Origin of the sequence: Sphaerisporangium sp. NPDC005288 (assembly GCF_040607475.1) — a bacterium.
GTDB lineage: Bacteria > Actinomycetota > Actinomycetes > Streptosporangiales > Streptosporangiaceae > Sphaerisporangium > Sphaerisporangium rhizosphaerae.
Genome location: NZ_JBEXGT010000004.1, coordinates 125,220 through 150,965, shown reverse-complemented (window position 1 = coordinate 150,965; position 25,746 = coordinate 125,220). Strand labels below are relative to the sequence as shown.

The window sequence follows — 25,746 nt, the reverse complement described above, 5'->3', positions numbered from 1 at the left end:
GTCTCCCACGAGGCACATCTCCATAACTGTGATTGGTAGCGCGGAATCTGCACTACATCATCGGCGATGGGCACGCGCGGACGGAAGCCCCGGCCGCGATGCGGTCAACGCATCCTGTCAAAAACGCGCCGCGGTGTGCAGCAAGATCGGCCGACTTTCTCACCACGCGCATCGTGGCCTGGTCGGTCCGCAGCACCTCGGCCAAGCCTCCACCTCTCCGGCATCCGCGACCCTGACGGCGGCGCGAGGCGCCGCGACGGACATGGCGCGCCCGGGACCGGACGCGTTTCGAAGACAGCTTCCCACAGGAGCGGCTCCGGGGTGCCCGATGTGCCGAACCCTTACGGCGACAGGGGTTGACACCATCGCGAGAAAGGGTGGAATGGGAACCGCACGCCCCCTCAGAGCACTGGTCCGGGGGATGGATGTCCCCCGGCTCATCGGAGGATGCGAAACCGCCCATGCCTGCTCTAGCAACGCGTTTCACCGAAGGGACCGCCGATCGGCGGGGGACCGGCTCACAGGCGACCGCACCGCGTGAGCCCCGTTCTCCCGCGTCGGGGGACGAAACGGCCGTCAGTGCCCGTCTCCAGGACGAGTTCCTCGGAGTGCCCGTCGAAGTCGTGGACCGCTGTGTGGAGGACGTCGAAGCGTGCGCCGCGCATCTCGGCGTCGATGTCACCACGGCCGTCGTCGAGCGCATCGCCCGCGAGCATCTGCTGGCGGTGGCGAGCTCGGTGCCGCTGACCGACCGCCCGCCGAGCGGCGCGCACGAGCCCCTCGGATGACCTTCGCCGGCTCGGCGGGGTGACAACGCGGCCCTGACGGTAACAGCGGGGTCACCAGGGCGCGTTCCGTGCACCTTTCGGGCGCGGAATGCGAGAGGGTAAGGGCGTGAGCCGCCGACGACGACGAGACCCCCGGGGGACCCAGCCGCCGGACGACGTGTTCGCGGAAATGCTTACGGCGGCCCGCGAACTGCTCGCCGTCCGCAGTCCTCTGGACGCCGAGCTGATGGTCTCCGACATGCTGGGCGCCTGGTGGGGCCGCAGGCTGCGCCGGGGCGACGTGGAGGAGTTCCTCGGCGAGGGGCTGGTCGACTACGCCGCGAAGGCCGGCACGCCCGCCGCCCTCACGTTGCTGGTCGCCGCCGCCTATCTCGGCACCGCCCGTCAGGCCGCCAAGGCCGAGGGCGCCGCGCTGGCGCTCATGGAGTCCGACGTCGCCCGGCCCCGCTGGGCCGAGCGCGTTGGAGCGGTCAAACCGCGCGGGTGTTACGTCTCCAGGGACGCCTACGGCGACCAGGACACCGTGGTGTGCACCTTCGCCTACCGCGGGGCCCCTCCGGCCTTCCAGGGCCGCGACAGCGCCGCCTCCGCCGTCTCCGCCCACGCCTCCTCCCACGGCGCCGCGGCCCCGGCCGGCTCGTCCCAGGGCACGGGCGCCACCGCCCACGGGGCGTCCGCCGCCCAGAGCACGGGCGCCGCCGCCCAGGAGGCGCCCGCCGCCCAGGGGGCCCCGGCGGCCCAAGAGACCGCCTCCCAGGAGGCCGCCGGCGCGACGGCCGGCCAGGGGGCGGTCGCCTCCTCCGGCCAGGACGCCGCGACCGCGCCGCAGGCGCCGGCCCCTCCGGTGGAGCATCCCGAGGACGCCCACGCGCTGGTGGTGGTCGTCGACTACAACATGCGCGGCATGGCCCGCGACGCCTGGGTCTCCTCCCACGTGGACGAGCTGCTGCGCAAGGCCGCCGTCGAGGCCGCGGGCAACCCGATGCTGTCGTTCGAGGAGATCGAGCCGAAGCAGGCCAGGGCGCTGCTGGAGTTCGCGATGAAGGCCACCGCCGCGTCCCTGGGCCGCCGCAAGGGCCCGAAGCTCGTCAGCGATGGCTACAGCGCCTTCCACGCCTTCGCCAGGGCCCGCATCAAGGCGCTGCCCCCGGGCCGCAAGCGCCCCGCCCCGCTGCTCAGCGAGGCGCCCTACAGCCGCGACCGCCGGGCGATGCTGGCGGCGGAGTTCCTGGCCTCCGACGCCGCCGAGCACCTGTCGGACCCCTCGGCCGCCTCCCGGTGCGCCGACCACATCATCGACTACGGCTGCGACGAGGACTTCAACCGGCCGCTGCGGGTCAGCCCGACCAAGTGCGAGACCTTCCTGCTCGACTGGCTGCCGCGCAAGGTGCTGCTCAGCCCGGCCGAGCAGGAGGCCATGCCGCACGTCCTGCTGTCGTGGGTGCGCTTCGCCGCCGCCAGGACCGGCCTTCCCGAGGAGGGCGTGCGGGCGACGCTGGACGCCGTCTGGGAGGCCACGGGGCGCTTCACCGAGGCCTACCGCGACCCGACGACCTTCGGCCTGGACCGCTCCCTCGTGGAACGTCTCCTGCCCGACGGCGACCTTTCGGCCCTGGCGCGGCGGGCCTTCGCCTTCCCGTTCTTAGAGGGCACGCACGGCGACGTCGAGCTGTGGCGGCTGCGGCCCTCGGAGGACGCCGACCGCCGCATCCTGCTCGAGATCGACCACGCCGACGAGCGCGACCGCCCGGACTTCGCCGAGCACCTGGCCTGGCACGAGGAGATCGCCAAGCGGCTGTGGGACGGCGAGCCCGAGCAGCTGTGGGAGGCCGCGCAGCGCCTGCTCGACCTCGGGCACGACCGGCACGACGTGCTGCACGTCCTGATGGAGATCGCCGAGCGCATCGGCGACCACCCCGACGAGCTGGCCGCCGCCCTGGACGACATCGCCGACATCCCCGACGAACCGCCCGCCTGACCGGGGTGCGTCCCGGCCTCGGGAGCCGGGACGGGGCGATCAGCGCGTGAAGCCGATGTCGGCGTACCTGAGGGTGTAGAAGCCCGGGGCGCCGATATTGGCCAGGGTCGCCTTGACCCCCCAGTTCTGGGGGCGCTGGTAGAGCGGCAGCACGTTGACCTCGCGCCAGATCAGCTTGTCGGCCTCGTTGGCGTCGCGGCGCGCCCGCACCGGGTTGAGGTCGGAGGACGCCCGGCGCATCGCCGCGTCGATCTCGGGGCTGCCCGACCTGCCGAAGTTGGCGTTCCAGCGCGCCTTGCCGTCGGAGGCCCTGGTGCGGTCGGCGTAGGTGGCGTAGCTGCTGGAGATCGGGAACGGCGTGCCGATGTAGGAGAACGGCGCGATGTCGAAGTTGCCGGGGATGACGTACTTGGAGAAGAAGTCGTCGCTCGGCACCGACTGGATGGTGACCGTGACCCCGATGCGGCGCAGCATGGCCTGGGCGAGCTCGGCCTCCGACTTGCTGAGCTGCAGCCCGGAGGGGATGACGAAGCGCACCGCGAGCTCCTTGCCGTCCTTGCGGCGGGTCGGGCTCGCCCTGCGCCAGCCCGCGGCGTCCAGCAGGCGCTCGGCCTTGGCCGGATCGAAGGCGCCGAGTTCGCCGGAGTTGTCCTGGTAGCCGACCTGGGTGTTCATGAACAGGTGGTTCTGCAGCGGCGTGCCCTTCCAGCCGAGGCCCTGCAGGTCGGACCGGGTGATCGCCGAGCGGTCCAGGCCGAGGACGATGGCCTGGCGCACCCGGGCGTCCGAAAGCGCGGGGCTCTCGGCGTTGAGGGTGAGGTGCCGGAAGTCGGGCCCGGCGGCCTGGCGGATCACCGCGCCCCTGGCCTGCGCCGCCCTCGCGAGGTCGGGCGCCGACGGGCCGACGTCGAAGACGTCCAGCTCACCGTTGGTGAACGCCCCGACGAGGGAGTCGGTGGCCAGCGACCGATAGATGATCTTGTCCAGCTTGGCGCGCCCGCCCCACCACCGGTCGTCGCGGACGATCGTGATCGTCTTGGCGGTCAGGTCGAACGCCTGGAACCTGAACGGCCCGGCGGTCACCGGCACGCGGTTCAGCCAGCCGGTGTTGAAGGCGTCCGGCGTCGCGTTGGCCGACTTCGGATACAGCGGCCAGAACAGCGACTGCCACTCCGAGAACGGCGTCTGGAAGGTGACCTGCACCTCGTAGTCGTCCTTGCCCCGCGCGACGCTCGCGATGTCCTGGTAGCCGGTCGTCGAGGCGACGTGGAAGTCGGGGTTGCGGCCGTTCATGGCCTTCCACTGGGCCTCGTAGTCCTGCCAGGTGATCGGCCGGCCGTCGGACCAGCGGGCCCGGCGGTTGAGGGTGTAGGTGACCACCTGGCGGGGGTTGGTCGCGGTGACCCGGGCGTCGGTGACGTAGTCGGTGTTCGGGGTGGGCGTGGCGTTCTCGTCGGCGCGGAAGGCGGCGGGCATGAGCGCGTCGACGACCTTCTTGACCTCGGCCAGGTTGCCGTCGACGTGGTTGATGTTCCACTGGGTGGGGAACTCGGTGAGCCCCCAGTGCAGGGTGCCGCCGTCCTTCACCCGCTCGCGGGGCACCGGGTTGACGTCGAAGGCCTTCATGGACGCGGGCGCGCCCCCGGCGGCGCGGTGGCCGCCGTCCGCGCCGCCCCCGCAGGACGCGGCCGTGAGCGGCACGGCGACGGCCAGGGCGGCGGCCAGCGCCCGTCTGCGGACTGTTGTCACGTTTCCTCCCGATCTACAAGCTCTCGGTACCGGCGCCGCCTCAGACGACGCCCAGCCTCTCCGCGTGGTGGCACGCGGCCCCGTGGTCGCCCTCCACCGGGCGGACCTCGGGCTCCTCCTCGACGCAGCGCGCCCGCGCCGGGCCGGCGAGGGTCGCGAACTTCGGGCAGCGGGTGCGGAACCGGCAGCCCGACGGGGGGTCGGCGGGACTGGGGAGGTCGCCTTCCAGCAGGATCCGGCGGCGCCGGCGCTCCTTGTCGGGGTCAGGGATGGGGACGGCGGACAGCAGGGCCTGGGTGTAGGGGTGCGCCGGGCTGCCGTAGACCCGCTCGACCCGGCCGATCTCGGCGATGCGGCCGAGGTACATGACGGCCACGCGGTCGGCGATGTGCCGGACGACGGCCAGGTCGTGGGCCACGAAGAGGTAGGACAGCCCGAGGCGCCGCCCGAGGCCGGACAGCAGGTTGAGCACCCCCGCCTGGACCGACACGTCCAGCGCGGACACCGGCTCGTCCAGCACGACCAGGCGGGGCGAAAGGGCCAGGGCACGGGCGATGGCGACCCGCTGGCGCTGGCCGCCGGAGAAGTACTGCGGGTAGCGGGCGGCGTCGGCGGGGTCGAGGCCGACGAGCCCGAGCAGGCGCCGCACCCGCGGGCCGGGGTCGCGGTGACCATGGGTGACCAGCGGCTCGGCCACGATGTCGTGGACGGTCATGCGCGGGTCGAGGGAGGCCAGGGGATCCTGGAAGACGACCTGCAGGCGCCGCCGGACGGCCATGCGGTCGCGCGGGGTGAGCGTCGCGGTGTCGCGGCCGAACACCGCGACGCGGCCCGCCTCGGGACGGGACAGTTCGAGGATCTCCATCAGCGCCGTGGTCTTGCCGCAGCCGGACTCCCCCACCAGGCCGAGCGTCTCGCCCTCGCGGATGTCGAAGCCGATGCCGTCGACGGCCCGGACGGTGCCGACCCGGCGCCGGAACACGGCCCCCTTCATCAGGGGGTGGTGCTTGACCAGCCCGGCGACCTCCAGCACCGCGGCCCGCGCCTCACGGGACTCCGCCGGCGCCGCCTCGGCGGCCACGGGGATGGCGTCGCCGGCCGTGGGCAGGGCATCCCCCTTCGCGGACAGGGCATCCCCCTTCGCGGGCAGGGCCTCCGCCTTCGCGGACAGGACCTCTCCCCTCGCGGGCTTGGTCTCTCCGTTCGTGAGGAGGGCGACGGCCGTCCCGTCGAGGTCGCCGGAGCGGTGGCATGCCGCGCGGTGCCCGGGGGCCACCTGCGCCGGCGCGGGCTCGCTCCGCGCGCACGCGGCGACCGCCATCGGGCAGCGCGGCTCGAACGGGCAGCCGGGCGGCAGCCGGGACGGGCAGGGCGGCGCGCCGTCGATCGGGGTCAGCGGCAGCCGCTCGCCCGCGTCGAGGCGCGGCACCGAGCCGAGCAGGCCGATGGTGTACGGCATGCGGGAGCGGTGGTAGACGTCGCGGACGGTGCCGGACTCGGCCTCGCGCCCGGCGTACATGACCAGCACCCGGTCGGCGAAGCCGGCGACGACCCCGAGGTCGTGGGTGATCAGCACGATGGCGGCGCCGGTCTCGCGCTGGGCCTTCTTGAGGACCTCCAGCACCTGGGCCTGGATGGTGACGTCCAGGGCGGTGGTGGGCTCGTCGCAGATGACGACGTCGGGGTCGTTGGCGATCGCCATCGCGATCATCGCCCGCTGCCGCATGCCGCCGGAGAACTCGTGCGGGAACGCCCTGGCCCGGCGCCGGGGGTGGGGGATGCCCACCAGGTCGAGCAGCTCGACGGCCCGCTCGGCCGCCTGTCGGCGGCTCACCCGCTGGTGGACGCGCACGGCCTCGGCGATCTGGTCGCCCACGCGGTAGACGGGCGTCATGGCCGACAGCGGGTCCTGGAAGACCATCGAGATGGCCCGGCCCCGGTAGGCCGCCAGGCGCTTCTCGGGGACGCCGAGCAGTTCGCGGCCGTGCAGCAGCACCGAGCCGGACACCGTGGCGTGGCGGGGCAGCAGGCCCATCACCGCCAGGCAGGCGGCGGACTTGCCCGCGCCGGACTCCCCCACGATGCCCAGCACCTCGCCGGCCCGGACGTGGAACCCGACCCCGCGCACCGCCCGCACGCCGCCGAAGGCCACCTGGAGGTCGCGCACGCGCAGGACGGGGTCGTGCACGGCGGGCTCCGCCTCGCCCGCCCGCGAGACCGGGTCGTCCACGGCCGGCTCGTCCTCGCCCGCCCGGCCCGCCCGCTCGCGCAGGCTGGGCTCGGCGTCATCGGCGTCCCGCGCCTGCTCTCGCACGGCCGGCTCAGCGTCGCGCACGCCCCGCGCCCGCTCTCGCATGGCGGGCTCCGCGTCGCGCACGCCCCACGCCCGCCCGCTCACGTGGACCTCCCCGCGCCGGGGTCGAACGCGTCGCGCAGCGAGTCGCCGACCAGGTTGACCGACAGGATCGTGATGATCAGCCCTCCTGCCGCGAACCAGAACGTCCAGGGCGCGTACAGCGCCGTCTTGGACCCGTCGGCGATGAGGCCGCCGAGGGAGACGTCAGGCGGCTGAACCCCGAACCCGAAGTAGGACAGACTCGTCTCGGTGAGGATGGCGGCGCTGACGTTCAGCGTCGCGTCCACGATCAGCAGAGACGCGAGGTTCGGCATGACGTGCCGGAAGATGATGGTGCGGGGCGGCACGCCCATGAACCGCGCCGCCTTGACGTACTCGCGTTCCTTGATCGTCTGGGTCATGCCGCGCACGATCTTGGAGGTGACCATCCACAGGAACAGCGCGAGCATGACGACGAAGAGCATCCACCGGCCGCCGGCGAACAGCGGCGACATGACCGCGAGCACCAGGAACGCGGGCAGCACCAGCAGCAGGTCGGCCACCCACATGAGCGTGCGGTCGGTCCAGCCGAGGAAGTAGCCGGCGAAGGAGCCGGCGACGGCCGCGAGGCCCGTCGAGAGCACGGCGACGAGCAGGCCGACGACCAGCGACTTCTGGGCGCCGCGCATGGTGACGGCGAACACGTCCGCGCCGGTCTGCAGGGTGCCGAACCAGTGGCCGGGCGAGGGCGGCTGCATGAAGGCCGAGAAGTCGAGCTCGCCGGCCGACCAGGGGCAGGCCAGCGGCCCGGCGAAGGCGAGCAGGAACATGGACGCCAGCAGCGCGAAGCCCGCGGCGCCCTGCCTGGTGCGGAAGAACCGCCCGGCCACCACCCGGCCCCGTGAGGGCGCGCGGACCCGCCCGGCCCCGGCCTCCCCCTCGGCGAACTCCTCCTCGCTCAGCGTCGTGGTCATCGGCCCACCCGCACCCGCGGGTCGAGGACGGCGTGCAGCACGTCGGAGGCCAGGGCGGCCAGCAGCACGGCCAGCGCCGCGAAGCAGCTGATCGCCGCGACGGTGTTGACGTCGTTGGTGCGGATGGAGGCCACGAGCTCCTCGCCCATGCCGTGCCAGCCGAACACCGACTCGGTGATGGTGGCGCCGACCAGCAGCGCGCCGAAGGTGAACGCGAAGTACGTCGCGGCGGGGATGAGGGCGGTGCGCAGGGCGTGCTTCACCAGGGCGGTGCGCCTGCGCAGCCCCTTGGCCATCGCCGTGCGGACGAAGTCGGCCTCCAGCACGTCGAGCATCATGTTGCGCTGGTAGCGGCTGTAGACGGCGACCTGGCCGACGGCGAGCGAGAGCGTCGGCAGGGCCAGGTGCTGAACCCGGTCGAGCAGTCCCGCGCCGGGGCCGCCCGCGAGGCCGGGCGTGGCCTCGCCGCTGACCAGGAACACCTGCGCGCCGAGGTGGTCGTTCAGCCAGATAGCGCCGATGATCAGCATGTTGGCGAGCACGACCGTGGGGATCGCGAGCACGGTGAAGGCGGCGATGGTGGACAGCCGGTCGAACCAGCCGTACTGCCCGACGGCCGCGGCGGCGCCGACGAGCACGCCGGCGACGCTGCCGAGCAGCAGGCCGAGCACCACCAGCCGCAGCGTCACGCCGAGGCGCCGCCCGAGCTGGGCGCCGACCGGGTCGCCGTTCCAGGTGCGGCCGAGGTCGCCGTGCAGCACTCCCCCGGCCCAGGTGAGGTAGCGCCGCAAGAGCGGGGTGCGGTCGTCGAGGTTCTGCGCGCGGAGCCGGGCGTCGATGACCGCGGCGGGCGGCCGGGGGTTGCGGCCCTCGTAGTTGGACCGCGGGTCCAGCGCGACGGCGGCCAGCATGTACGCCAGGCTCGCGGCCACGGCGATCAGCACCACGTAGTTCACCAACCGGCGAAGCAGGAATCCCGCCATCGCCCCCCTTCCGCCGACTGCCCAGGCGTGCCGGATCGCGCACCGTGAGGGACGTTCCGCGTCCCTCCGTGCCCATCCTGCTACATCGCGTAACCATCCGGTGACAAGAAAGTCGTCAATCGGACCAGGTGTCGGCCGCGGGCCACGACGGGCGGGCCGTCAGGACGGCGCGCGTGCGGCGGTGAACCGAGGACGCGGACCCCGCGGGCAGGCCCGCGGGGATCAGCGGTCGGCCAGCTCGTCGACGGCGGTGCGCACGTCGGCGCTGGTGATGGTGGTGAGCTCCTCGGCGCTGGCGGTGCCGCCGCGTCCCGCGAGGCGGACGTCGCGGCCCAGCGCGGCCCGCTCGAACAGCGAACGGGCGAAGCGGCCGTTGCCCAGACCGTCGATCAGGCCCTCGGCGCAGACCCACGCGAACACCTCGGCCAGGTCGCGCCGCGCGGAGTCGTCGAACCGGTCGCCCGACTCCTCCGCCAGCAGCGCCGCGATCTCGGTGAGCTCGGCCGCGCTGTAGGAGGGGAACGTCACGCGCTGGTTGAACCTGCTGGCCAGGCCCGGGTTGGTGGCCAGGAGCCGCTCCATCTCGGAGGCGTATCCGGCCAGGATGACGACCAGCCGGTCGCGGTCGTCCTCGGCGCGCTTGAGCAGGGTCTGCACGGCCTCGGCGCCGAAGGCGTCGCCGCCCTGGTAGCCGCTGTTGACCAGGCTGTAGGCCTCGTCGATGAACAGCACGCCGCCGAGCGCCCGGTCGACCAGCTCGTTGGTCTTGATCGCGGTGGCGCCGAGGTGCTGGCCGACCAGGTCGGCGCGGGAGGCCTCGACCACGTCGGGCCGCGAGAGCAGGCCGAGCGCGGCGAAGACGCGGCCGAGCACGCGGGCCACGGTGGTCTTGCCGGTGCCCGGCGGGCCGACGAACACGAAGTGCCGCATCTGCGGCGGCGCGGGCAGGCCCTGCTCCTGGCGCATGCGGGCGACGCGCAACTGCGCGGCGATGGCCCGCACCTGGCGCTTGACCGGCTCGAGGCCGGCCATGCGGTCGAGGTCGGCCAGGGCGTCGGCGAGGGTCGGCGTGGCCTGGTAGCCGCGGAACCGGGCGGTGATCTCGTTGAACGCCTTGGTGAGGTCGGCCGTGGTGGTGGTGAGGAGATCATCGCGGCTGGGCGAGCCGCCGGCCCCGACCACGCGCACGTCGCGGGCCTGCGCCGCCACCTCGACCAGGCTGCGGGCGAAGCGGGCATTGCCCAGTTCGTCGATCAGGCCGCGCCGGTGAACGTCCTCGAACAGCCCGTGCAGCGCCGCGGGGGCGTCGGCCTGCAGCCGCTCGCCCCGCCTGGCGCGCAGCAGCTCGACGATGCCGACCAGCTCGGCCGGCGAGTAGGTGGGGAAGTTGACGCGGGTGGAGAACCGGGACGACAGACCGGGGTTGGAGGCCAGGAAGGCGGACATCTCCTTGTCGTAGCCCGCCAGGATGATGATGAGCCGGTCGCGGTCGTCCTCGGCGCGCTTGAGCAGGGTCTGCACGGCCTCGGCGCCGAACCGGTCGTGCTGGCCCTCCCCGGAGTTGACCAGGCTGTAGGCCTCGTCGATGAACAGCACGCCGCCGAGTGCCCGGTCGATCAGCTCGTTGGTTTTGATCGCGGTGGCGCCGAGGTACTCGCCGACCAGGTCGGCGCGCTGGGCCTCGACGACGTAGGGGGTCTCGAGCAGGCCGAACGCGTAGAAGATCTTGGCGACCGTGCGGGCCACGGAGGTCTTGCCGGTGCCGGGCGGGCCGAGGAACACGAAGTGGCGCATGGGCTGCTCGGAGGCGTACCCCGCCTCGGCGCGCAGCCGCGAGGCCTCGATGGACGCCGCGATCGAGCGCACCTGCTCTTTGACCGGGTCGAGGCCGATCATGCTCTCGAGCTCGCCGAGGGCGTCGTCGACCGAGATCGGCGGCGGCGCCGAGCGCTCGGCGCCGCCGTCGCGCTCGGCCGCGCCGTCCCGCACGCGCTGGCGCGCCTGAACAGGGGCCTCGGGGCGCGCCGCCGCCAGCCGCTTGCGCGCCTGCCCGGCCTGGACCAGGCGGTAGGTCAGCACGGCCACGGCGACGCCGTACGCCGCCCACGTGGCGGCGTCCGCCGAGAAGGTGGCCACGGCCAGGCTCACGAGGGCGGCGGCGCCGAGGGCGGCCATGGTGGTGATCCACGGCGTCACCCACCTGATGAGGTGGGCCGCCACGCCGGTCAGCACGGCGAGCAGGACGAACAGGGTGGGCAGCAGGGAGTGCGGGCTGACGTACTCGGCGGCGACCATCATCAGGGACGACCACGCCACCACGACCAGGACGGTCGCGGCGGCGCGGGGATAGCGGAGCGTCAGCTCGCCGTAGCCGAGAAGTAACAGAGTGGTGGCGAAGGTGGAGAACGGCGACCAGCCGAGGAAGACGGCGAGCACCATGGCGCCTATGAGGACAGCGCCGAAGATGACCCGTCTCGTAGCACGGGAAAGCTGGAAATAACGGAGCCGGACGTGCTCGAACGCATCACGGGCCGCGGCGCGCCCCGCCGGCCGGGCCCTGTCGGAGTCCCGCATTTTGCCTCCCCGGTCGCCTCCCGGTTATACCGCACCGGGGCCCCGAGCGCGCGTCCCGCGCCGCGCCCGCCACGACGCGCCGCGTTCACGCCCCCGCGCATGGCGGCGCGCCCCCGTCGGCGCGTCGCGGTGCTCGCGACGGCACGCCGGCGGAGGCGCGCGGGCGGTCTTCCGCCCGGCCGGGGCCGGGCGTTCTCGGGGCGGGGCGGTCAGGCTCCCGCGTAGAGGCGGTGCACGAACTCGGCGAGCTTGCTGTCGGGCAGTTCCTTCGCCAGGTCGGCCTCGCTGATCATCCCGACGATGCGGTGGTTCTCGATCACGGGCAGGCGCTTGATCTGGTGCTGCTCCATCTTCATCAGGGCTTCTTCGATGTCGCTGTCCGCGGACACCCACACCAGCCCGTGGGCCAGTTCGCCGGTCGTCGTCCGGTCGAGGTCCCTGCCCTCGGCGCAGCACTTCACCACGATGTCCCTGTCGGTGATGATGCCCTTGAGCCGGTCGTCTTCCCCGCAGATGGGCAGCGCGCCGACCGCGAGATCGCGCATCATCTGCGCGGCCGTGCGCAGGCTGTCGTGCTCGCCGACGCACTGGGCGCCCGGGTGCATGACGTCCTGAGCCCGCTTGTCGCTATGCGGTGTGCTCATCGGTACCCCCGAAGGATGCTGGATTTCTACCTATAAGTAGGTATATGTCCAGATCTCGAGACCGTCCCAACCCTGCGCACGGGTAACTTAACGGAAACTTCGTCCCCCGCGAACACCCGCACGGCCCCGAGCCGGGCGGACGCCGGCGACGCCCAAGAGGTCACGGCGCCTGCGGCGTCGCCCCGCGGGCTCACGGACGCCGGGGAGCGGGCCTGGCCTCGTGGCGGCCGGGGTACTCGCCGACCATGACGTGCTTGGGCGTCACCCGGAGCACGTTCTCGGCGGGGTCGGCCAGGGCGATGCCGCGCACCTCGGTCCAGAACCGCCGCCCGATCGGGTCGGCCACGAAGACCGCCACCCGCGGGTCGCGCTCGGCCGCGGCCCAGGCGTCCTCGGCGGCGATCAGGCGCAGTTCCCCCGACCGGGTGACCGAGGTGACCGCCCCGACGGCGAGGGTGCGGGGGCCGCCCGCGTCGGTGTAGGACAGCACGACTCCGCGGGAGTAGGTGAACGCCCGCCGCACCTCCGGGCTCAGCGCGACCGACGGGCCCGCGTCCCCGGGCAGGCGGGGACCGCAGCCCTCGCACAGGATCAGCGAGGCCCGCCACGGCCCCGCCGACCCCCGCCACCACGCCCGCGCGGCCCGCGCCGCGAACGCGAGCACCACCACGACCAGCGCCGCGGCGACCGACCACCACGCCCACGCCCCGTCCGATGGCGGCAACCCCAGGGCCGGCACGGCGCCCGCCAGGACCAGGGCCGCGGACGCCGCGAGCAGGAACGTGAGCGCCACCGCCAGCCCCCGGTCCTCGCGCAGGATCTCCCTCAGGCGCGAGCGCAGGCCGCCGCGCCGGCGCACGTACAGCATGGCGATCGGCACGCAGGCCCCGGCGAGCGCCGCGCGCGGCTCGGCCGCCACCGCGGGCAGCAGGGCGAGCAGGACCACCAGGAACCACAGGCGGGCGGCGATGATCCACAGGGTCACGTCCGTGTCGCGCCGGCCGACGCGCTCGGGGGGGACGGCGGTGAACTCGGCCAGCGCCCGCACGGGCCGGCCCTGCCAGGTCTCGGCGAACGCGCGCAGGCTGGTCACCGCCACCCCGTTGAACAGCACCAGCCCGAACAATCCCGCCCAGAAGCCGCCGACGACGTCGTCCCAGCGGACCATCTCGGGCGCGCCGGCCGCCGCGACCAGGGGGACGACCTCGTCGGCGAGCGTCCACGCCGGCAGGGTGAGCAGCGCGGCGGCGTACGCGGCGACCGCGAGGACCGTCACCGACACCGCGACGCACAGCCACAGGTCGCGGGCGAGCATGCCCGGCACGTACCGCCACACCGTGATCTGGCGGGCCCGCCGCACGGTGACGGCGGCCGCGAGGAGCAGCACCGCCGCGCCGCCGATGCGCGCCTGGTCGCGCAGGTCGTACCAGAAGGCGAGGACGGCGACGGCCGCGAGGCAGAGCGCCAGGAGCAGGCGCACCTGCCTGGCCCACAGCTCCAGGGCACGGCGGGCCAGGCCGGTCTCGCGGGGGTCGACGCTCCACACCGGGTCGTGGTGGTCGCGCGGGCGGCCCCAGCGCAGGTGGGCGAGCCCGAGGTTGACCCGAGCCCCGAGGTGCTCCTCCTCCCTCCGCAGCGCGGCGTGGTAGGCCGCGGCGGCCTGCCGGTGGTCGCCGCGCAGCAGGGCGAGGTCGCCGATCAGCACGTGCGGGTCGGGTTGCTCGGGAGCGAAGCGCACGGCGTGCTGGGCTTGGCTCCAGGCGTCGCGCCATCGGCCGGGGAGCCTGCGCAGCACTGAGCCGAGCCGTAGCCGTGCGGCCCAGGAGCCGGGTGCGAGCCGGACGGCGTCCTGAGCCGCTACGACCGCCTCGGAGTCGCGGCCGAGGCGTTCATGGGCGAGACTCACCAGCCGATGCCCCCACTCGCCGTCGGGGTCGCGCGCGACCGCCTCGCCGGCGGCCTCCAGCGCTCCCTCGGGCAGGTCGCGCGCCAGCCGGGCGACGGCGACGACGCACCAGGCGCGGGGATCGGAGCGATCTCGCGGGGATGGCACCGGTAAGGGATCTGACTCGCTGGCGTTCCCCACGCCGTCATGGTCCGTTGCGGATCACCGATTGCCTAGATGCCGGACATATACCTATAGCTCTCTAGAGAGGTCGGCGCCGCCCCACCTTGATCACCAACCCCAGGGGCACCTCCAGGGCGGAATGTCGCGAAGGTCGGCATAGTCCGATAGCCACCGTTTCACCGCGCCCCGTTCGGCGACCGGCGGTCCAGGACGCGGTGAGTCAGGGCCATTGTCACAACCCGCTGAACTATCAACCGAGATGGCCTAAGCTGCCTCGCATGTTCTGCGGGCGAGAACCTTTCGGCTGATCAATGACCGTTCTGGGCACCCGGCCAGGGAGCCGCGTCAGAGGCACGACCATAGACCATCAGGCGAACCGGTGGTCGGTGCTCGCGTTGCTCTGTTTCAGCCTCCTGTTGATCGCCGTGGACGCCACGGTCCTGCACATCGCCGTCCCCGCCCTGACCGCAGCCCTGGAGCCGTCCGCGGTCGAGCTGCTGTGGATCATCGACGTGTACTCGCTGGTCGTCGCCCCGCTGCTGGTGACCTTCGGAACGCTCGGCGACAGGTACGGCAAGCGGCGGTTCGTGCTGGCCGGTTATGTCGTCTTCGGCGTGGCGTCGCTCGCGGCCGCCTTCTCGGGCGGCCCGCTCGCCCTGATCCTGTCGCGGGCGCTGCTCGGCGTCGGCGGCGCGATGATCATGCCCGCCACGCTCTCGATCATCCGTCAGGTGTTCACCGACCGCCGCGAGCGGGCCGTCGCCCTCGGCGTCTGGAGCGCGGTCGCCGCCGGGGGCGCCGCCCTCGGCCCGCTGGTCGGAGGCGTCCTGGTCGAGCACTTCTGGTGGGGCGCGGTCTTCCTGATCAACGTCCCGCTGCTGGTGGTGGCGCTGCCGCTGGCCGCGCGCCTGCTTCCCCGCTCCGATGGCGACCCCGGCCACGGCTGGGACGTGCCGAGCGCCGCGCTGTCCACACTGGGCGTGCTGTTCCTCGCCTTCGGGCTGAAGGAGCTGGGGCACGGCGGGACGGTCGGGACGGCCCCGGCGGTCGCCATCATGATCGCCGGCGTCGGGCTGCTGGTCTGGTTCACCGCGCGCCAGCGCCGTCTGGCCCGGCCGTTCCTGGACATCGGGCTGTTCTCCGAGCGCGGCTTCGCCATCGGCGTCCTGTGCGTGCTGCTGGCCGTCTTCTCCCTGGTCGGGCTCCAGCTGATGCTGGCGCAATACCTTCAGCTCGTGCTCGGCGACAGCCCGCTGCGGGCGGGGGCCCGCATGCTCCCCCTCATGATCGCCGCCATCGCGGGCGGCCTGTGCGCGGCCCACCTGCTGCAGCGGTTCGGCCTGCGGGCCACCATGACGGGCGGCCTGGCCCTCGCCGGGCTGGCCCTGGCGCCGACCCTCCTCTGGGGGGCCGAACAACACCCGGTGATGCTCTGCGTGTGCTTCGCCGGCATCGGCTTCGGCGTGGAGGTCGCGCTGCTCGCCGCCTCCGACACGATCATGGCGTCCGCGCCGGAGTCACGCGCCGGCGGCGCGGCGGCGATCGAGGAGACCGCCTACGAGCTCGGCGCCGGGCTCGGGGTGGCCGTCCTCGGCACCGTCACCACCATCGTGTACGCGCCCGGCGTGGCCGCCGTGCCGGGGGTCGCGCCGGCGGCCATGGGCCAGGCCAGGGAGTCGCTGGCCTCGGCCGCGCACGTCGCCCGGGAGGTGGGCGGGCCCGCGGGCGACTCGCTCATGGACGGCGCCCGCGCGGCCTTCGTCACCGCCCTGCACTCCACGATCCTGGTGAGCGTCGCCCTGCTGGCGGTCACCGCGATCACCGCCCTGGTCCTGCTCCCCCGCCGTCCCTCTCGCTCCCCGGTCCCCGGCCCCGACCGCGAACGCATCCCCCTCTGACCCGGCCGGCCCGCGACCCGGCGACCGGCCCACGGCCCCGCCGTCCTGCGCACCGTCCCGCGCCCGCTTCCGCGTTCCGTCCAGCCCGTCCGTGCGCCGCTCCGGCGCGCATGTCGGGGGCGATACAGGGCAATTGTCTGTGCAACGCCGACCGACCCCAGGAGAATGGCTACCGTGAGACGAACCCTCCAGGATCTCGCCGCGCTGGCCGCCCGGCTGGGCGTCGGCGGCATCTTCTTCGCCAACGGCTGGCACAAGCTGGAGTTCGGGCTGACCGCCACCAGTGAGCAGTTCGCCCGGATGGACGCCCCGGCGCCGGGCCTGTGGGCCGCCACCACCATGCTCATCGAGCTCATCGGAGGAGCCCTCCTGGTCGCGGGCCTGGCCGTCCCGGCCTGCGGGCTCATACTCTTCGCCGAGGCGCTGGCCGTGTTCGTGCTGGTCAGCGGGGACACCGGCCTGCCGCTGACCGGCGGGGACATCAACCTCATCGTCGCCCTCGGCTCGGCGTCTGTGCTCCTCGCGGTCGTCGGAGCCGGGCGCCTGTCGGTCGACCACCTGGTCGTGATCCGCAGGCGCGAGGCCGAGGCCGCCGACGAGATGGCCGCCGACGCCGAGGCCGACCACGTCATCGCCTCCTGGCGCGAGACCGCGCGCCCCGCCTCGTCCTCCGGCGACGCCCCGGCCCCCACCGCGTCCGGCACGGGCGGCGACGCGGGGGGCGCCAAGCAGGCCCCCGTCCAGCGCCCGGCCGTCAAGGACGCGAGCGCCAAGGGCCCGGTGACCTTCCCCGAAGGCCGTACCGGCGCCGGCGACACCGGCGGCACCCGCGACGCCGGCGGCGCCGGCGAGGTGACCGCGCCCCGCAAGGCCCGGCCGCGCCGCCCGGCCAAGCCCTCCGACGACGCCGAGGACATCACCGCCGACGCCCCGTCCACCTCCACCAGAACCGACCGCCTGGTCGCGGGCGGCAGGAAGACCACCACCCCTTCCGACACCGACTAGCGTGACCGCGAACCTCCAGGGCGGATGATCAGCCTCGGGCGAACTCTGCGGTCATAAGGGGCGAATGGGGGCGAGGATGGGCGCATGCGCCTGCCCGGCTGGTTCGCCGAACGTGTCGAGCCCACCTCCCCCCATCAGGAGCTGCGCGTCTCCACGCTGGAGCTCTTCTTCGACCTGGTCTTCGTCTTCACCGTCACGCAGCTCACCACGCTGCTCGTCGACGGCTTCGCCCCGCAGGCCCCCGCGCAGACCGCGCACGGCGGTCCCGTCGAGGGCGCGGTGCGCGTGCTGCTGGTCTTCGGCGTCATCTGGTGGATGTACTCCGGATACGCCTGGCTGACCAACACCGTGCCGCCCGCCCGCCCTGCCCGGCGGGTGCTCATCCTGCTCGGCATGGCCGGATTCCTCATCATGGCACTGGCCATCCCCCGGGCCTTCGACGGCGGCGGGTGGGCCTTCGCGCTCGGCTACCTGATCATCGTGCTGGTCCACGCGGGCCTTTACCTCCAGGCGACCGCCTCGTTCGTCCGGGTCATCCCGTTCAACCTCGCGGCGACCGCACTGCTGTTCGCGGCCGGCCTCGCCGACGGCGTCCTGGTCTACCTGCTCTGGGCGGCGGCCATGGTGCTGCTGTGGGGCAGCCCGTACTTCATCGGGCAGAAGGGCTTCCCGCTGCACCCGGCGCACATCGTCGAGCGGCACGGGCTGCTGGTGATCGTGGCGCTCGGCGAGTCGGTGGTGGCCATCGGCATCGGCGCCCACGGCGAGGTGAGCCCGGCCCTGCTGGCCGCCGCCGCGCTGGGGCTGGCCCTGGCGGCGTGTCTGTGGTGGAGCTACTTCGGCGGCGAGGACGACGCCGCCGCCGAGCACGCGCTGGTACAGGCCGAGCCGGTGCGCCGCACCCGGCTCATCCTCGGCGCCTACTTCTACGCCCACATCCCGATGCTGCTCGGCATCGTCGGCGTCGCGGCGGGGGTGAAGAACGCGATCGGCCACCCGCTGGACCACCTGCACGCCGGCCCGGCGATCGCCCTGGCGGCGGGCGTGACGCTCTACCTGGCGGGCGACACGATGTACCGCCGGGTGCTCGCCCTGCCCGCGCGCCCCCTGCGCACGGTGGCGGCGGCCGTCGCGCCCCTCACCATCCCGCTCGGCCTGTGGTCCTCCATCGCCCAGCTCACCGCCCTGGTGGTCATGCTGTCCTGCGCCCTGGCCGCCGAGCACACCGCCGCGTCCCGGGAGGCCGCCACCGGGTGAGCGGCCTGGGCACGGTTCAGAGCGCGGGGTGGTCGGACGCCGCCGTCACGCCGGACCGCGGTGCTCGCCGAGCGGGCCGCGGCCGGCGCGCACCGCCGGTCAGCCCTTCGTCGGTGCGGTCGCCGAGTTCGCGAGGGGCGGGACGGGACCGGGGGCCGTCGTGCTCTGGCGGATGGTGAGCCGGGGCGGCAGCAGGGTGGCGTCGGGGACGGCGCCGCCCTCCAGCTTGGCCATGAGCAGGCGGACGGCCTGGTGGCCGACGTCGGCCGCGGGGATGAGCACCGAGGTGAGCGGCGGGCTGGCCCGTTCTGCGACGTCGTCGGGGCAGATGGCGACGACCGAGACCTCCTCGGGCACCCGCCGGCCGAGCACCCGCAGCGCGCCCAGCACGTGGCCGACCGCGGCCTCGTTGTGCACCACGATGCCCGAGAGCCCGGGATGCTCCTCCAGCAGGGCCTTCACGGCCGCGCACACCTCGTCGAAGCTCTCTTCGCACGGCCGGGCGATCGCCGTCGCGCCGTGCTCGCGCCCGGCCTCGGCGAAGCCCTCCATGGTGCGCTCGGCGTAGCCGGTGCCGCGCTGGTAGACGACGTTCGGCGCGCCCAGCAGCGCGATCTCGCGGTGGCCGAGGGAGGCCAGGTGCTCGGCGCAGATCGCCCCCGCCTGTGCGAAGTCCAGGTCCACGCAGGTCAGCCCGGAGGCGTCGGCCGGGAAGCCGATGAGCACGCTCGGCTCCTCCAGCTCGCGCAGCAGCGGCACCCGGGGGTCGTGGATCTCCACGTCCATCAGCACCAGGCCGTCCACCAGCGCGCTGGCGGCGACCCGCCGCAGCCCGTCGGGCCCCTCGTCGGCGGTCATCAGCAGCACGTCGTGGTCGAACTGCCGGGCGGTGGTGACGACCGAGGTGGCGAACTGCATCAGGACGGGCAGGTGCATGCCGGCGCGCAGCGGCAGCACCAGGGCGATGACGTTGGACCGCTTGCTGGCCAGCGCCCTGGCGCCCGCGTTCGGGTGGTAGCCGAGCGCGCGGACGCTGCGCATGACGCGCTGGCTCGTCGTCGCCGAGATCGCGCGCTTGCCGCTGAGCACGTACGAGACGGTGCTCACGGCGACGCCGGCGTGCTTGGCGACGTCGGCGATGGTGACCGTTCTCAACGAGCGCTCCCCGTGGCCTGCCGGGTGAAGCGGAGCTCGCTCACCGTGACCCCCTCGTTCTCGAACACGACATGAAGATCGTGCACTCCCGCCGCCCCGGCGAGGGGACAGGTGACCGTGGCCAGGTCGTACCTGTCCCGCGACGGCGCCACCGACACCGCGCCGATGACCTCGCCGTACAGCGGGTCGTCCAGCCGCAGCGTCAGCACGCCGCCCTCGGTGCTGGAGACGGCCAGCAGGCAGTCGGCGGCGCCGCCGGCGAAGTCGACCTCCCGGAAGGCGATCCACCCGCCGGGGTCGGTGCCCCGGACCGCGTCGCCGCCGGAGCGGGCGGCGTCGCACAGCACGATTCCGTCGTACTCGTCGTTGTCGGCAGCGTCCAGGGGGCGGGTGTAGGGGTCGCGGGCGGGGATGCGCTCGCCGGCCACCGTGAAGTGCGCGCACAGCCGGATGTCGCGCGCCGACGCGCCCACCTGGACCTTGTGCGGGGCCTCCTCGACCACGAACCTCCCCCGTGTGACGTCCCAGAACGCCAGGTCGGCGACGTCGACGGACAGGGTGAGGGTGCGGCTCTCCCCGGGCGCGAGCCGCACCCGCTCGAAGCCGCGCAGCTGGCGCAGCGGCTGCTTGGCGCGCGAGCGCCGCTGGTGGGTGTAGAGCTGCACGACCTCGGTGCCGGGGCGCAGACCGACGTTGGTGACGGTCACCCGCACGTGCAGCACGTCGTCCGGCGCGAGGGCGGCCGAGGACAGGCGCAGGTCGGAGTAGGTGAACCGGGTGTAGCCGAGGCCGTGGCCGAACGGGTACAGCGGCGTGCCGCGGTAGTACAGGTACGTCGAGTCGGTGGCGATGATGTCGTAGTCGAACAGGTCGGGCAGCTCGCGGGCCGACCTGTACCACGTCTGGGTGAGCCTGCCGCCGGGGTCCTCGTCGCCGAACAGCACGTCGGCCAGGGCGTTGCCGTACTCCTGGCCGCCGTGGGCGGACCACAGGACGGCCGGCACGTTCTCCTGGGCCCAGGTGACCGCGAAGGGGCAGCCGCTGCTGACGACCAGCACCGTGCGGGGGTTGGCGGCGTGGACGGCGCGCAGCAGCGCCTCCTGCGCGGGCGGCAGGGCGAGGTCGGCGCGGTCCTCGGTCTCGCGGCCGTTGACCAGCGGGTGGTCGCCGAGCACGACGACGGCGACGTCGGCGGTGGCGGCCAGCTCGGCGGCGGCCTGGGCGCCGCTCTCGACCATTTCCAGGGTGAGCACGGCGGCCGTGTCGGGGTCGTCGGTGAGCCGCAGGACTCCGTCGGGCGCCAGCCCGACGTGGCGGCCGGTGGAGATGTGGCGCAGCGCCACGGTGCCGCGGGGACGCTCGTCCAGCCGGAAGGTCTGGCGCACCTCCCAGCCGTTCGGGCCGGGCTGGTCGTTGACCAGCACGCCGTCGTCGCCGACCGACACGTACCTGCCGTTGGCGCAGGCCCGCAGCGCGTAGGCGCCGCCGCCCCAGTCGAACAGGTCGAACCAGGTGGCGCGGGCCTCGCCCGCCGGGGAGACGGCGAGCGGGCCGCCGGCGAAGTGCTCGGCGGCCGTGACGTGGCCTCCCGCCGCGTTGAGCGCGACCCGGTCGACGCCCTCGGCGAAGGCGGTGACGCACCGTTCGGCGAGCCCGGCGCGGGCGGTGACGGCGTAGGGCAGCGTGCCGCTGTACCAGTCCTCCATGAGCGTGTCGGCGAGCGGCCCGATGACCGCGACGCGCTCGGGGGCGCGCAGGGGCAGCAGGCCGTCGTTCTTCAGCAGGACGATGGACTGCGTGGCGGCCCGCCGGGCGAGGGCCTGGTGCCCGGCGCTGTTGACGATGTCCTCGGTGATGCCGTCGTAGGGGGTGGCGGGGTCGAACTCGCCGAGGCGGAGGCGGACGGCCAGCGCGCGGCGGACGGCGGTGTCCACGTCGTCCTCGGCGAGCAGCCCGCGCTCCAGCGCCTCGGTGATGTGGCCGAGCGTGGCGGCGGGCCGGTCGTCGTCCTGGGTGAAGCTGTCGGTGCCGGCCTTGATCGCCGCCGCGTAGGCCTGCGGCAGGTCGTCGTGGTAGCCCTGCAGGCCGGCGAGGTTGCCGGGGGCGTAGGCGTCGCTGACCACCAGCAGGTCGTCGCCGGTCCAGGCGCGCACGACCTCGTTGATCAGCGGGCTGAGCATGGCCGGGCGGCCGTTGACCAGGTTGTAGGAGGGCATCAGCGAGACGGCGGCGCCGGCCTCGATCGCGGGGCGGAAGGCCCGCAGCTCGTACTCGCGCAGCACGCGGGGCGGCAGGTTGCTGGAGGTGACGCAGCGGTCGGTCTCGTTGTTGTAGGCCAGGAAGTGCTTGAGCGTGGGGGCGGTCCTGAGCGTCGGATGGTCGCCGCGCAGGCCCCGGGAGTAGGCGGTCCCCATGACGCCGGTCAGCCATGGGTCCTCGGAGTAGCCCTCCTCGTTGCGGCCCCAGCGGGGGTCGCGCAGCGGGTTGACGACGGGCGCCCAGACGTTGAGGCCCGCGCCGGCGGGGTCCTTGTGGTGCATCGCCACCACCTCCTCGCCGGTGGCCGCGCCCACCTGGCGCACCAGGTCGGGGTCCCAGGTGCTGGCCAGTCCGATCGCCTGCGGGAAGACGGTCGCCGGGCCGAGCCAGGCGAGCCCGTGCAGGGCCTCGGTGCCGGTGCGGAAGGCCCCGACGCCGAGCCGGGGCACGGCCGCCTGGTACTGGTGCAGCAGGCCGATCTTCTCCTCCAGCGTGAGCCTGGCGAGCAGGTCGGCGACGCGCGCCTCGACCGGCAGGGCGGGATCGCGGAAGGTGCCTGACACCGGTTCGTTCATCTGGGACCGTCCTTCGCTCACCGAGGTGCGTTTCGAAGCGCTTCGACGCCGAGCGTCTCTGGTGGTCGAAGCGCTTCGACGCGGCCGGGACGTCCAGGCGTATCGAAGCGCTTCGACGGTGTGCACGAAGATTTCAGCAGCGTTACATCCGGGGTTCTCCTGAAGAGTGCCGCTTCGCGGCCTTTGGGTCAAGAGTCCGTCAAGAGTCCGTCGCGAGTCAGCCCTGGGCGGGCAGGCGGCCGGAGTCGACCGAGTCCAGCAGGCGGGCGGCCGCCCCGAGGGCCGCCGCCCCGTAGCCGAGGGTGGAGGCGACCAGGCGGGTGCCGCCGGCCTCCGGGGCGAAACTGCGGCGGGCGAACTCCTCGCGCGCGGCGGGCAGCACCCACGGCGCGAGGGCGATGTAGTAGCCGCCGAGGACGACCACCTCGGGGTTGAGCACGTTGGCGATGATCGCCACGCCCTTGCCCAGCTCGCCGCCGATGGTGGCCAGGGTGTCCAGCATGAGCGGGTCGCCTCCGCGGGCGAGCCGCACGACCTCCTCGATCTCGGGCTCCAGCTCGGCGGGCGCGGCGTCGGGGGCGGTGCGTTGGAGCACGGCCGTCATGCCGGCGACGGCCTCCAGGCAGCCGCGGCGCCCGCAGCGGCACTCGGCGCCCGAGGGGTCGATCTGGATATGGCCGATCTCGCCGGTGAAGCCCTGGCCGCCGCGGCGCAGCCGGCCGTCCATGATGACGCCCGCGCCCACGCCGACCGCGCCGGTGAGGTAGACCAGATCCGCCGCCCCGCCGTGCGGGCCGAAGCGGTGCTCGGCGAGCGCGGCGAGGTTGGCGTCGTTGTCCACCAGCACGGGGAAGCCCGGGTCGCGCAGGGCCTTGGCAAGGTCGCCGGCCAGGTCGACGTCATGCCAGCCCAGGTTGGGCGCGATGCGCACCGAGCCGCCCACGTCGACCAGGCCCGGCACCGCGACCGTCAGGCCGAGCACCTGGCGGGCCTCCTTGCCCATGCGGCCGAGCACCCGCCGGGCCAGGGCGGCGACCGCGGCGACCGCCTGGTTCGGGGTGGCGGTCGCGCCGGGGAAGGACCGGCGCCACGACAGCAGCTCGGTGCCCGCCAGGTCGACGGCGACGGCGGTCAGGTAGTCGACGTTCACCTCGATGCCGATGGCGGCGTAGGGGGAGCCGTCCAGCACGAGCATGGTGGCCGGCCTGCCGACGCGGTTCTCGGTGAGGCCGGTCTCGCGCAGCAGCCGCCGGTCGATGAGGTCGGCGACCAGGCTGGACACCGTGGCCTTGTTGAGCCCGGTGGAGGCCGCGATGTCGGCCCGGGAGCAGGGCGCGTTCTCCCGCACGAACCGCAGCACGACCGCGAGGTTGGTGGCCCTGACGTCGGCGAAGTCCGCCGGCTGAGGCCCGGTGTGCGTATTGATCAAAATCAGCCCCGTTCCCGCTGAGCCCCGGTGGGCCCATCATGCCGCATCGTCGAGCCGCTGGTCATACCTCGCCCTCGCCCTCCCTCGCCGGCCGCCGTCACCAATCCGTGACCGGCGGCCCGGGGGAACGGCCGGGCCGTCCCTTGTGGCGCCCGGGCCCCTGGACTAATTTGTTTGGTCATCAGACGAACTAACTCTACCCCGGGGCCCGCCCCTCCCGACACCCTCGACCCTTCACACACCTGGCCCGACCTGAAGGAGCGCCGTTGACACCCCCCGTACGAAGCGCCGCACACCCCCGCGAAGGGAGCCTCCGATGACATCTCCCACTGACGGCGCGAGCGCCGGCACCCATCCCAGCCGCCGGGGGTTCCTCGGCCTGGTCGGCCTCGGCGCGGCCTCGCTCGCCGGAGGCGGCCTCGTGGCCGGCTGCTCCACCCCCTCCGGGCGCAGGCCCGGCAGCGGCGGCGCCACCGCGGCGGCGGCCGACAAGCTGAAGTCGCTCACCCCGTCCTACGTGCCCTTCCAGGGCGTGAAGCCGGACGTCCCCGGCACCGTCTCCAACCTGCTCGGCGTACCCGACGTCGGCGGCGGCTTCCTGAACTACCCCGCCACCCTGGCCGACGCCGTCCCCGGCACGGCCGGCAAGGGCGGCTCCTACAAGGCGATGACGCCGCTGTGGGGCCCTCCCCCGCCCGGACTGTCGGAGAACGCCTACTTCCAGGCGTGCAACGCCGACATCGGCGCGACCATCGACTTCCAGATCGCCGACGGGACCACCTACGTCGACAAGGTGACGGCCCGGCTCGCGGGCGGCGACATCCCCGACCTCATGGTCATCCCGCAGTGGGAGATCGAGAAGATGGCCGACTTCAACCGGGCCGTCGACCAGGCGTTCGAGGACCTCACCCCCTACCTGCAGGGCGACAAGGTCAAGGCCTACCCGATGCTGGCCAACCTGCCCAGCCCCGCGTGGGGCTTCTCGGTCTTCAACGGCAAGCTCATGGCGGTGCCCTTCCCGACCGACCCGTTCCCCCTCGCCCTGCTCTACCGCAAGGACATCTTCGACCAGCACTCCGACTGGAAGATGCCCACGACCGCCGACGAGCTGCTCGACCTGGGCAAGGCGATCACCGATCCCAAGGGCAAGCGCTGGGCGTTCGGCGACATCCACGAGATGGTGTGGCCCGTCTTCAAGGTCCCACAGGAGTGGCGGCTGGAGGGCGGCAAGCTCGTCTACAAGTACGAGACGCCCGAGTGGGAGGCGTGCGTCGCCTTCATGCGCAAGCTCTTCCAGGAGGAGCTCATCCACCCGAACGTGGTCAGCGCCAACCGCGGCGCCAACGAGAAGGACCTGTTCGCCTCCGGCCAGATCGTCATCTACCGCGACGGCCTGGGCGCCTGGCACGAACTGCTGCAGCAGCACCGCGGCAAGAACCCGAAGTTCGCCATCGAGGCGATGCCGCTGTTCTCCCATGACGGCAGCACGCCGATCATGTACCACAACAAGCCGGCGGGGATCTTCACGTTCGTGAAGAAGGGCCTGGGAAAGGACAAGATCGCGGAGCTGCTGTCCGTCCTCAACTGGTGAGCCGCCCCGTTCGGCACCAAGGAGTACGAACTGGCGACCTACGGCGTGGAGGGCAAGCACTTCACCCGGGACGACAAGGGCGTGCCCCAGTTCACCGACCTCGGGCGCAAGGAGGCACAGCCGACCTACGTCTTCCTCGGCGGCAGGCCGATCGCCGCCGACTACGTGGCCTTTCCCGACGCCGTCCGGGGCAGCGTCGGATGGCAGAACGCGTCGTTCAAGTACATCGAGAAGACCCCGCTCGACGGCATCCGGGACCAGCGGCCGTCCCGGATGGCGGGCCTGCAGATCCCCACCGAGGACAAGTTCACCGACATCATGCGCGGGCGCCGGCCGGTGAGCGACGTCAAGCAGATCGTCGCCGAGTGGCGGCGCGACGGCGGGGACGAGGCGCGCGAGTTCTACATGAAGGTCCTGCGGGACAACGGCCGTGCGTAGCCGCCCGACAAGCATGGCGAGCGCGACGACCGTGCGCGACGTCCGA

At 73.4% G+C, this 25,746-nt stretch carries 18 protein-coding genes; 7 read left to right on the top strand and 11 right to left on the bottom strand.

Annotated elements, in window-relative coordinates; all coding sequences use genetic code 11:
- Positions 1-52: 52 nt before the first annotated feature.
- Positions 53-205 (bottom strand): hypothetical protein, encoded by a 153-nt coding sequence (locus ABZU32_RS05785; protein WP_354849983.1) that lies wholly within the window; start codon positions 203-205, stop codon positions 53-55.
- A gap of 430 nt (positions 206-635) precedes the next feature.
- On the opposite strand from ABZU32_RS05785, the gene ABZU32_RS05780 reads away from it, so the two are divergent.
- Positions 636-788, top strand: a complete 153-nt coding sequence (locus ABZU32_RS05780; RefSeq protein WP_354917650.1) for a hypothetical protein — start codon at positions 636-638, stop codon at positions 786-788.
- A 169-nt stretch (positions 789-957) separates the two neighbouring features.
- On the top strand, positions 958-2,766 hold the full coding sequence (locus ABZU32_RS05775; RefSeq protein ID WP_354918018.1) for a hypothetical protein: 1,809 nt from the start codon (positions 958-960) through the stop codon (positions 2,764-2,766).
- A 39-nt stretch (positions 2,767-2,805) separates the two neighbouring features.
- Here the strand turns inward: ABZU32_RS05775 and ABZU32_RS05770 are convergent, their stop codons facing one another.
- The 7 genes from ABZU32_RS05770 to ABZU32_RS05740 form a co-directional block, all read right to left on the bottom strand.
- The gene (locus tag ABZU32_RS05770) at positions 2,806-4,515 is read right to left on the bottom strand and encodes an ABC transporter family substrate-binding protein (protein WP_354917647.1); all 1,710 of its coding nucleotides are present in this window, start codon (positions 4,513-4,515) and stop codon (positions 2,806-2,808) included.
- A 40-nt stretch (positions 4,516-4,555) separates the two neighbouring features.
- Positions 4,556-6,913, bottom strand: a complete 2,358-nt coding sequence (locus ABZU32_RS05765) for an ABC transporter ATP-binding protein (RefSeq protein WP_354917644.1) — start codon at positions 6,911-6,913, stop codon at positions 4,556-4,558.
- On the bottom strand, positions 6,910-7,824 hold the full coding sequence (locus ABZU32_RS05760; protein ID WP_354849972.1) for an ABC transporter permease: 915 nt from the start codon (positions 7,822-7,824) through the stop codon (positions 6,910-6,912). The genes ABZU32_RS05765 and ABZU32_RS05760 overlap by 4 nt, the downstream gene beginning before the upstream one ends.
- Positions 7,821-8,807 carry an ABC transporter permease gene (locus tag ABZU32_RS05755; protein WP_354849969.1) on the bottom strand — a complete coding sequence of 329 codons (987 nt, stop codon included), beginning with the start codon at positions 8,805-8,807 and terminating at the stop codon, positions 7,821-7,823. The genes ABZU32_RS05760 and ABZU32_RS05755 overlap by 4 nt, the downstream gene beginning before the upstream one ends.
- 222 nt (positions 8,808-9,029) lie before the next feature.
- Positions 9,030-11,381 carry an AAA family ATPase gene (locus tag ABZU32_RS05750; RefSeq protein WP_354917641.1) on the bottom strand — a complete coding sequence of 784 codons (2,352 nt, stop codon included), beginning with the start codon at positions 11,379-11,381 and terminating at the stop codon, positions 9,030-9,032.
- 209 nt (positions 11,382-11,590) lie between these two features.
- Positions 11,591-12,025 carry a CBS domain-containing protein gene (locus ABZU32_RS05745; RefSeq protein WP_354917638.1) on the bottom strand — a complete coding sequence of 145 codons (435 nt, stop codon included), beginning with the start codon at positions 12,023-12,025 and terminating at the stop codon, positions 11,591-11,593.
- Between the two features lie 190 nt (positions 12,026-12,215).
- Positions 12,216-14,078 carry a hypothetical protein gene (locus ABZU32_RS05740; RefSeq protein WP_354917636.1) on the bottom strand — a complete coding sequence of 621 codons (1,863 nt, stop codon included), beginning with the start codon at positions 14,076-14,078 and terminating at the stop codon, positions 12,216-12,218.
- Positions 14,079-14,479: 401 nt separating this feature from the next.
- Here ABZU32_RS05740 and ABZU32_RS05735 point away from each other — a divergent pair, with 401 nt between their 5' ends.
- From ABZU32_RS05735 to ABZU32_RS05725, 3 genes are all read left to right on the top strand, one after another.
- A complete protein-coding gene (locus ABZU32_RS05735; protein ID WP_354917633.1) occupies positions 14,480-15,991 on the top strand; it encodes an MFS transporter in 1,512 nt (503 codons plus the stop codon).
- Positions 15,992-16,165: 174 nt separating this feature from the next.
- A complete protein-coding gene (locus ABZU32_RS05730) occupies positions 16,166-16,996 on the top strand; it encodes a DoxX family protein (RefSeq protein ID WP_354917630.1) in 831 nt (276 codons plus the stop codon).
- Between the two features lie 84 nt (positions 16,997-17,080).
- Entirely contained in the window at positions 17,081-18,253 is a 1,173-nt protein-coding gene (locus ABZU32_RS05725; protein ID WP_354917627.1) for a low temperature requirement protein A, read from the top strand.
- 99 nt (positions 18,254-18,352) lie between these two features.
- Here the strand turns inward: ABZU32_RS05725 and ABZU32_RS05720 are convergent, their stop codons facing one another.
- The 3 genes from ABZU32_RS05720 to ABZU32_RS05710 form a co-directional block, all read right to left on the bottom strand.
- Positions 18,353-19,408, bottom strand: coding sequence for a LacI family DNA-binding transcriptional regulator (locus ABZU32_RS05720; RefSeq protein ID WP_354917624.1), 1,056 nt, complete (start codon positions 19,406-19,408; stop codon positions 18,353-18,355).
- The gene (locus ABZU32_RS05715) at positions 19,405-22,242 is read right to left on the bottom strand and encodes a glycoside hydrolase family 3 C-terminal domain-containing protein (protein ID WP_354917621.1); all 2,838 of its coding nucleotides are present in this window, start codon (positions 22,240-22,242) and stop codon (positions 19,405-19,407) included. The genes ABZU32_RS05720 and ABZU32_RS05715 overlap by 4 nt, the downstream gene beginning before the upstream one ends.
- A 217-nt stretch (positions 22,243-22,459) precedes the next feature.
- On the bottom strand, positions 22,460-23,671 hold the full coding sequence (locus tag ABZU32_RS05710) for an ROK family transcriptional regulator (RefSeq protein ID WP_354849946.1): 1,212 nt from the start codon (positions 23,669-23,671) through the stop codon (positions 22,460-22,462).
- A gap of 316 nt (positions 23,672-23,987) precedes the next feature.
- On the opposite strand from ABZU32_RS05710, the gene ABZU32_RS05705 reads away from it, so the two are divergent.
- Positions 23,988-25,262 (top strand): extracellular solute-binding protein, encoded by a 1,275-nt coding sequence (locus tag ABZU32_RS05705; protein ID WP_354917618.1) that lies wholly within the window; start codon positions 23,988-23,990, stop codon positions 25,260-25,262.
- A gap of 45 nt (positions 25,263-25,307) precedes the next feature.
- Positions 25,308-25,700, top strand: coding sequence for a hypothetical protein (locus ABZU32_RS05700; protein ID WP_354917615.1), 393 nt, complete (start codon positions 25,308-25,310; stop codon positions 25,698-25,700).
- The last annotated feature ends 46 nt before the right edge of the window (positions 25,701-25,746 follow it).

Bases quoted from the DNA above. Each gene is read 5' to 3' on its own strand.
- ABZU32_RS05725 (WP_354917627.1), top strand. From the start codon at position 17,081: ATGCGCCTGCCCGGCTGGTTCGCCGAACGTGTCGAGCCCACCTCCCCC.
- ABZU32_RS05775 (WP_354918018.1), top strand. From the start codon at position 958: ATGCTTACGGCGGCCCGCGAACTGCTCGCCGTCCGCAGTCCTCTGGAC.
- ABZU32_RS05705 (WP_354917618.1), top strand. From the start codon at position 23,988: ATGACATCTCCCACTGACGGCGCGAGCGCCGGCACCCATCCCAGCCGC.
- ABZU32_RS05750 (WP_354917641.1), bottom strand. From the start codon at position 11,381: ATGCGGGACTCCGACAGGGCCCGGCCGGCGGGGCGCGCCGCGGCCCGT.
- ABZU32_RS05760 (WP_354849972.1), bottom strand. From the start codon at position 7,824: ATGACCACGACGCTGAGCGAGGAGGAGTTCGCCGAGGGGGAGGCCGGG.
- ABZU32_RS05755 (WP_354849969.1), bottom strand. From the start codon at position 8,807: ATGGCGGGATTCCTGCTTCGCCGGTTGGTGAACTACGTGGTGCTGATC.
- ABZU32_RS05745 (WP_354917638.1), bottom strand. From the start codon at position 12,025: ATGAGCACACCGCATAGCGACAAGCGGGCTCAGGACGTCATGCACCCG.
- ABZU32_RS05715 (WP_354917621.1), bottom strand. From the start codon at position 22,242: ATGAACGAACCGGTGTCAGGCACCTTCCGCGATCCCGCCCTGCCGGTC.